The organism is Pseudomonas sp. R19M, from assembly GCF_050312585.1.
Lineage (GTDB): Bacteria > Pseudomonadota > Gammaproteobacteria > Pseudomonadales > Pseudomonadaceae > Aquipseudomonas > Aquipseudomonas palleroniana.
The window spans coordinates 1-6,646 of sequence record NZ_JBNPJV010000023.1 but is presented as its reverse complement, the minus strand read 5'-3'; the positions used below and the strand labels follow the sequence as shown (position 1 = coordinate 6,646).

General features: G+C 62.8%; 8 protein-coding genes. 4 read left to right on the top strand and 4 right to left on the bottom strand.

What is annotated here, in order from left to right; translation table 11 throughout:
- Positions 1 to 87: 87 nt before the first annotated feature.
- From recO to tadA, 4 genes are all read left to right on the top strand, one after another.
- Positions 88 to 771 (top strand): DNA repair protein RecO, encoded by a 684-nt coding sequence (recO, locus tag ACQRBT_RS03870; RefSeq protein ID WP_060754486.1) that lies wholly within the window; start codon positions 88 to 90, stop codon positions 769 to 771.
- 51 nt (positions 772 to 822) lie between these two features.
- On the top strand, positions 823 to 1,566 hold the full coding sequence (gene pdxJ / locus ACQRBT_RS03865) for a pyridoxine 5'-phosphate synthase (RefSeq protein WP_104995604.1): 744 nt from the start codon (positions 823 to 825) through the stop codon (positions 1,564 to 1,566).
- Between the two features lie 116 nt (positions 1,567 to 1,682).
- Positions 1,683 to 3,059, top strand: coding sequence for a multicopper oxidase family protein (locus tag ACQRBT_RS03860; RefSeq protein ID WP_412047609.1), 1,377 nt, complete (start codon positions 1,683 to 1,685; stop codon positions 3,057 to 3,059).
- Positions 3,059 to 3,556, top strand: coding sequence for a tRNA adenosine(34) deaminase TadA (tadA, locus tag ACQRBT_RS03855; RefSeq protein WP_412047608.1), 498 nt, complete (start codon positions 3,059 to 3,061; stop codon positions 3,554 to 3,556). Before ACQRBT_RS03860 ends, tadA begins: the two co-directional genes overlap by 1 nt.
- A gap of 144 nt (positions 3,557 to 3,700) precedes the next feature.
- Here tadA and cmoB read toward each other — a convergent pair whose 3' ends face one another.
- The 4 genes from cmoB to ACQRBT_RS03835 are packed head-to-tail and all read right to left on the bottom strand — an operon-like array spanning position 3,701 to position 6,481.
- Positions 3,701 to 4,657 (bottom strand): tRNA 5-methoxyuridine(34)/uridine 5-oxyacetic acid(34) synthase CmoB, encoded by a 957-nt coding sequence (gene cmoB / locus ACQRBT_RS03850; RefSeq protein ID WP_412047607.1) that lies wholly within the window; start codon positions 4,655 to 4,657, stop codon positions 3,701 to 3,703.
- On the bottom strand, positions 4,654 to 5,397 hold the full coding sequence (gene cmoA / locus ACQRBT_RS03845) for a carboxy-S-adenosyl-L-methionine synthase CmoA (protein ID WP_104995606.1): 744 nt from the start codon (positions 5,395 to 5,397) through the stop codon (positions 4,654 to 4,656). Before cmoA ends, cmoB begins: the two co-directional genes overlap by 4 nt.
- Before the next feature lie 36 nt (positions 5,398 to 5,433).
- The gene (locus ACQRBT_RS03840; RefSeq protein WP_104995607.1) at positions 5,434 to 6,090 is read right to left on the bottom strand and encodes a lysoplasmalogenase; all 657 of its coding nucleotides are present in this window, start codon (positions 6,088 to 6,090) and stop codon (positions 5,434 to 5,436) included.
- Position 6,091: 1 nt separating this feature from the next.
- A complete protein-coding gene (locus ACQRBT_RS03835; protein WP_090366553.1) occupies positions 6,092 to 6,481 on the bottom strand; it encodes a protease inhibitor I42 family protein in 390 nt (129 codons plus the stop codon).
- Between the last annotated feature and the right edge of the window lie 165 nt (positions 6,482 to 6,646).

The following is a 6,646-nucleotide window of genomic DNA, read 5'->3' as shown; positions in this document are numbered from 1 at the left end:
GTGACTGACCACCGCCATCGGGAGCAAGCCCCCTCCCACATTCGGTTTGTGCAGTTTTCAAAAAATGCATTCCAGCAGTGAGCCTCCATGTCCCAGCCCACCAGCCAACCCGCCTACGTCCTGCACAGCCGCGCCTACCGCGAGACCAGTGCCCTGGTGGACTTCCTCACCCCGCAAGGTCGCCTGCGCGCGGTGTTGCGTAGCGCACGGGGTAAGGCGGGCACATTGGCGCGGCCGTTCGTGGCCCTGGATGTGGAGTTTCGCGGCAAGGGCGAGCTGAAAAACGTCGGCCGCATGGAAAGCCTGGGCACCTCGGCCTGGCTCAATGGCGAAGCGCTGTTCAGCGGCCTCTACCTCAACGAACTGCTGATCCGCCTGCTGCCCGCCGAAGACCCGCACCCGGCCGTTTTCGATCACTACGCCGCCACGTTGTTGGCCCTCGCCGAAGGCCGCCCCCTGGAACCGCTGCTGCGCGCCTTCGAATGGCGGTTGCTGGATGATCTGGGCTACGGCTTCGAGCTCGCCAACGACCTGCACGGAGCACCGATCGCCGCTGATGGCATGTACCGCCTGCAAGTCGACGCCGGCCTTGAGCGCGTGTACCTGCTGCAACCCGGCCTGTTTCAGGGCACTGAACTGCTGGCCATGAGCGAAGCCGACTGGAGCGCCCCGGGTGCCTTGTCCGCCGCCAAGCGCCTGATGCGCCAGGCCCTGGCCGTGCATCTGGGGGGGCGGCCACTGGTCAGTCGCGAGTTGTTTCGAAAGCCCTGACAACCCCGTGTATGCTGTGCAGCGTTTCTTTCCCTTTTCAGGAGCGCTTCCGTGACCACCAGCAACCGCATTCTTCTTGGCGTCAACATCGACCACGTCGCCACTCTGCGCCAGGCCCGGGGCACCCGTTACCCTGACCCGGTCAAGGCCGCGCTGGACGCCGAAGAAGCGGGCGCCGACGGCATCACCGTGCACCTGCGCGAAGACCGTCGCCATATCCAGGAGCGTGACGTACTGGTGCTCAAGGATGTGCTGCAAACCCGCATGAACTTCGAAATGGGCGTCACCGAAGAAATGATGCAGTTCGCCGAACGCATTCGCCCGGCGCACATCTGCCTGGTGCCGGAAACTCGCCAGGAACTGACCACCGAAGGCGGCCTCGACGTGGCCGGCCAGGAAGCCCGGATCAAGGCGGCCGTGGAGCGCCTGTCGAAGATCGGCAGCGAAGTCTCACTGTTCATCGACGCCGACGAGCGCCAGATCGAAGCCTCGCGTCGTGTCGGCGCGCCGGCGATTGAACTGCATACCGGCCGTTACGCCGATGCCACCACGCCAACCGAAGTGGCCGAGGAACTGCAACGCATCATTGATGGCGTGGGCTGCGGCCTCAAGGCCGGCCTGATCGTCAATGCCGGCCACGGCCTGCACTATCACAACGTCGAAGCCGTGGCGGCGATCAAGGGCATCAACGAGTTGAACATCGGTCACGCGTTGGTGGCCCATGCGCTGTTCGTCGGTTTCAAAGGCGCCGTGGCCGAGATGAAGGCGCTGATCCTGGCCGCCGCCAAGGCTTGAGATCCAGTGTGGGAGGGGCTTGCTCCCACATGAGAAGTCTTACTGTTTAGACCCTGCCGGTGTATCGTATCCGCCCTTTGCAGGGCTTGGTCCTGCGGCAGATACGTGAGGTTGTTGTGTCCCGATCCTTTTCCCGTCGACAAATCCTGGGTGGCCTCGCCGGCCTTGCCGTAGTGGGCGTGGGGGCCGGGGGTGCCTATCGCTACTGGCTGGGGAAGGTCGCCGAGGCTGAAGCGGGGCACGACTACGAGTTGATCGCCGCGCCCCTGGACGTGGAACTGGTGCCGGGACACAAGACCCAAGCCTGGGCGTTCGGCCCTTCGGCGCCGGGGACCGAGTTGCGCGTGCGCCAGGGCGAATGGCTGCGCGTGCGCTTCATCAACCACCTGCCGGTCGCCACCACGATCCACTGGCATGGCATTCGCCTGCCGCTGGAAATGGACGGCGTGCCGTACGTGTCACAGCTGCCGGTGTTGCCGGGTGAATACTTCGACTACAAATTCCGCGTTCCCGATGCCGGCAGCTACTGGTATCACCCCCACGTGAACAGCAGCGAAGAACTCGGCCGTGGCCTGGTCGGGCCGTTGATCATCGAAGAGCGCGAGCCTACAGGCTTCAAGCACGAACGCACCCTGAGCCTGAAAAGCTGGCACGTGGACGAGGAGGGCGCCTTTGTTGCTTTCAGCGTACCGCGTGAGGCGGCGCGTGGCGGTACTGCCGGGCGTTTGTCGACCATCAATGGCGTCTCCCAGGCGGTGATCGATTTGCCGGCCGGGCAGATTACCCGTGTGCGCTTGCTCAACCTGGATAACACCCTGACCTATCGCCTCAATATTCCCGACGCCGAAGCGCAGATCTACGCCCTGGACGGCAACCCCGTCGAGCCGCGCCCACTGGGCAAGGAGTACTGGTTGGGCCCTGGCATGCGGATTTGCCTGGCGATCAAGGCGCCGCCGGCGGGTGAAGAACTCTCCCTGCGTAACGGCCCGGTGCGCCTCGGTACCTTCCGCTCGGTGGCCAACACCGATGCACCCACCGAATGGCCTGCAGCCTTGCCGGCCAACCCGATCAGCGAGCCGGACCTGGCCAACGCCGAGAAACTCAACTTCAATTTCGAATGGGTGGGCACCGTGTCGGTGGACGACGGTAAACCGCCGAGCCTGTGGCAGATCAACGGCAAGGCTTGGGATATCACCGACAAGACCTGCGCCGACCGCCCGATTGCCAAGTTGGAAAAGGGCAAGAGCTACATTTTCGAATTGAAGAACATGACCCAGTACCAGCATCCGATCCACCTGCACGGCATGAGCTTCAAGGTGATCGCTTCAAACCGCCACAATGTGATCCCGTACTTCACCGACACCTACCTGCTGGGCAAGAATGAGCGTGCCCGCGTGGCCTTGGTGGCGGATAACCCGGGGGTGTGGATGTTCCACTGCCACGTGATCGACCACATGGAAACCGGCCTGATGGCCGCCATCGAGGTGGCGTAATGCGCCAGATCCGTCCCGCAGCCATTATCGACCGCAGCCGCGACCAGGACTTCATGCGCGAAGCCCTGGCCCTCGCCGCTCAAGGCGCTGCATTGGGGGAAGTGCCGGTAGGCGCGGTGCTGGTGCAGGACGGTGAAATCATCGGCCGCGGTTTCAACTGCCCTATCAGCTGCAACGACCCCAGTGCCCACGCCGAAATGGTCGCCATCCGCGCCGCCGCGCAGGCGATCAGCAATTATCGGCTGGTCGGCAGCACGCTGTATGTGACCCTGGAGCCGTGCAGCATGTGTGCCGGCCTGATCGTGCACTCACGTATTGCGCGGGTGGTGTATGGCGCGCTGGAGCCCAAGGCCGGGATTGTGCAGAGCCAGGGGCAGTTTTTCACCCAGGGTTTTCTCAACCATCGGGTGTTGTTTGAAGGGGGCGTACTGGCCGAGGAATGCGGCACGGTGCTGAGCGAATTCTTCAAGGCCCGCCGAGCCAAGCCGTCCGTTTAAGCAACCCTGGAGATTAAAAAATGTGGGAGGGGGCTTGCTCCCGATGGCGGCCTGTCAGTCAGTTTATTTGTGACTGATGCACCGCTATCGGGAGCAAGCCCCCTCCCACAATTTGATCTCTATTGCTTCAGTGAGTGATCACCGTTATTTCTTGGCGATGATCACCGCCCGCATCGGCGCCGGCAGCCCTTCGATGGTCTTGCTGTGATCATCGGGGTCGAGGAAATCACTCAACGACTGATACTTCATCCACTCCGTGCCACGCTGTTCCTCCACCGTCGTTACGCTGACGTCCACACAGCGCACCTCACTGAACCCGGCCCGTCGCAGCCACAGCATCAACGCCGGTACCGACGGCAGGAACCACACGTTACGCATCTGCGCGTAGCGATCTTCCGGCACCAGCACTTGCTGTTGGTCGCCTTCCACCACCAGGGTTTCCAGGACCAATTCGCCGCCTTTGACCAGGGTGTCTTTCAGCGCCAGCAAATGCTCGATCGGCGAGCGGCGGTGATAAAACACACCCATGGAAAATACCGTATCGAAGCCTTCCAGATTCGCCGGCAGATCTTCGAACGGGAAGGGCAGGTGCCAGGCTTTGGGTTCGGACAAGTAACGCTGCACCGCCTGGAACTGGCAGAAGAACAGCCAGTTGGGGTCCACGCCGATCACGCTGTCAGCCCCGGCACCGAGCATGCGCCACATGTAGTAGCCGTTACCGCAGCCGACATCGAGGATGCGTTTGCCTTTCAAGTTCAGGTGCGGCGCCACCCGCGACCACTTCCAGTCCGAGCGCCATTCGGTGTCCACATGCACGCCGAACAGATGGAACGGCCCCTTGCGCCACGGGCTCAGGCCCATCAACGCGGTGCGCATCTGTGCGCGGGTGGCATCGTCGCAGTCGGTGTCGAGTGTCAGCCCATTGATCAGGTCGACTTCGCTGGGCTGGATCTGCGGCAGCGCGTCCAACGCACTCTGCCAACGTTCCAGGTCGCCATGACCCTTTTCCATCTTGCTATCGAGTTGCGCTTGCACGCCCTGGGCCCACACGGCCAGGGGAGTGCCGACCAAGTGGCGGGCGAGGGGGGACAGATCAATCATGGCAAGGCAATCAACGAGGCAAAGTTAAGACACTGGAACCACGGCACGACTTTCGAGAATCCGGCGGCCAGCAGGCGTTCGCGGTGTTCTTCGAGGCTGTCGGGCTTCATGACGTTTTCGATGGCGCTGCGCTTCTGGGCAATTTCCAGTTCGCTGTAGCCGTTGGCGCGCTTGAACGCGATGTGCAGGTCGGTGAGCAACGCCTGTTCTTCAGGATCATTGAAGCGCAGTTTTTCCGACAGGATCAACGCACCGCCCGGCAGCAGCGACTGGCGGATGCGCGTCAGCAGGCCCAGGCGTTCGGCGGGGTCGATAAATTGCAGGGTGAAGTTCAACGCCACCACCGAGGCCGGCTGGAACTGCAGCGCGAGGATATCGCCCTCGATGACTTCAACCGGCAACAGCTCCTGGAACATCGAGTCCTGGCCATTGAGGTATTCGCGGCAGCGCTCGACCATCGCCGCCGAGTTATCCACCGCGATCACCCGGCAACCGTCGGTGCGCACATGGCGGCGCAGGGCCTGGGTCACCGCCCCGAGGGACGCGCCCAGGTCGTAGAGCACGCTGTTGGGTTGGGCAAACTGCGCCGCGAGCACGCCGAGGTTCTCGACGATGGTCGGGTAGCCCGGCACCGAGCGCTTGATCATGTCCGGGAACACCCGCACCACGTCCTCGTTAAAGGCGAAGTCCGGCACCTGGGGCAGGGGCTGGGCGAATAGGCGATCGGGTTCTTTGCTCACGGTTGTTCCGGCATTGATGTGGAAAAGGCCGGCATTTTAGCCAAGTTGGCCTGCGTGTGCGCGGGTTGTCTGATGGAAAGCCGAGGCGGTGATGCCCCACTGGCCGAGCCAGTAGGTGACGATCAATAGATAGGGCGCCGCGTCGAACGACACGACGAACCGATTGATACCGATCAGCGTATCGGAAAACACAAATGACAGCGCCCCCGCAGCCGCCAGCAGTGCTGAGCGTTTTGGCACGTCGCTGCCCAGGCGTGCCAGTGCACGCCAGAGCATGGCGCTGATCACCGTTGCGTAAATCACTACCGGTATCAGCAAATCACCCAGGCCGTGGGCGATCAGGATGCTCAACAGCACGGCTCCCACCCCCAGCGCCAGTATCAATGGCAGCAGCGCCAAGCGGCGGCAGTCGCTGAAATACGCTTTGAGATACGCCAGGTGTGCGAATAGAAATGCACCCAGGCCAAAGATAAACAGGTCGCCCGGCCAGGCGAGCAATACATCGCCTACCAGGGAAAAAATCAGCCCCAGGCTGATCCAGCGTCGATAGTCGGTGGGCGGCGCATCATGCAGCCAACCCAGCAGCGCAAGCACCGGCATGGGTTTGACCAGCAGGCACAACAGTGCCGCGTGAGTGCTCAGGCCGTAGATAAAGGTGCCGGCACCCATCAACGCAAGGATCAGCCACGGCATATCAGTTCACCGTAATGGCGCAGTCGAAGGTCTCAGTGGGTTCGGCTTCCGGCTCCCAAGGCTGCTGGGAGGTCAGGCGCAAACGGCCCTGGCCTGCGGCAAATGCCTGGAAGCGCCAGGTGGATTGGCCGCCGCCACCGATCACGCCGGATTCCGCGCTGCTGTAGACCTCCGGGCTCAGGGCGCGCAGCACGCCGCCGGCGGAGTCCTGGATGGCCCAGCGGTAACCGGTGGTGGGGTTGCTGGGTAGGGTGAGGATCAGGTTTTGCCCGGATTTAAGCTGGAGCGGGCAGGCGCTTTGGCTGTCCACGGTGACGTTTTGCTTCGGCGCACTGGCACACGCGGCGAGCAGCGCAAAGCTCAGGGGGAGTAGCAGGCGGGCAGCGGTCATGGAGCCTCCGTTCATTTACGACGAACGGCGAGCATAACCGAAGATGAGACAACGTGTGACAAGCTGCTGTAGTGAGCGGGCTTGCCCCGCGCTGGGGGGCAAGCCGCCCCAATAAAAACGCCGCATTTCTGCCTGAGAGAATGCGGCGTCTGGTTTTGGGGCGGC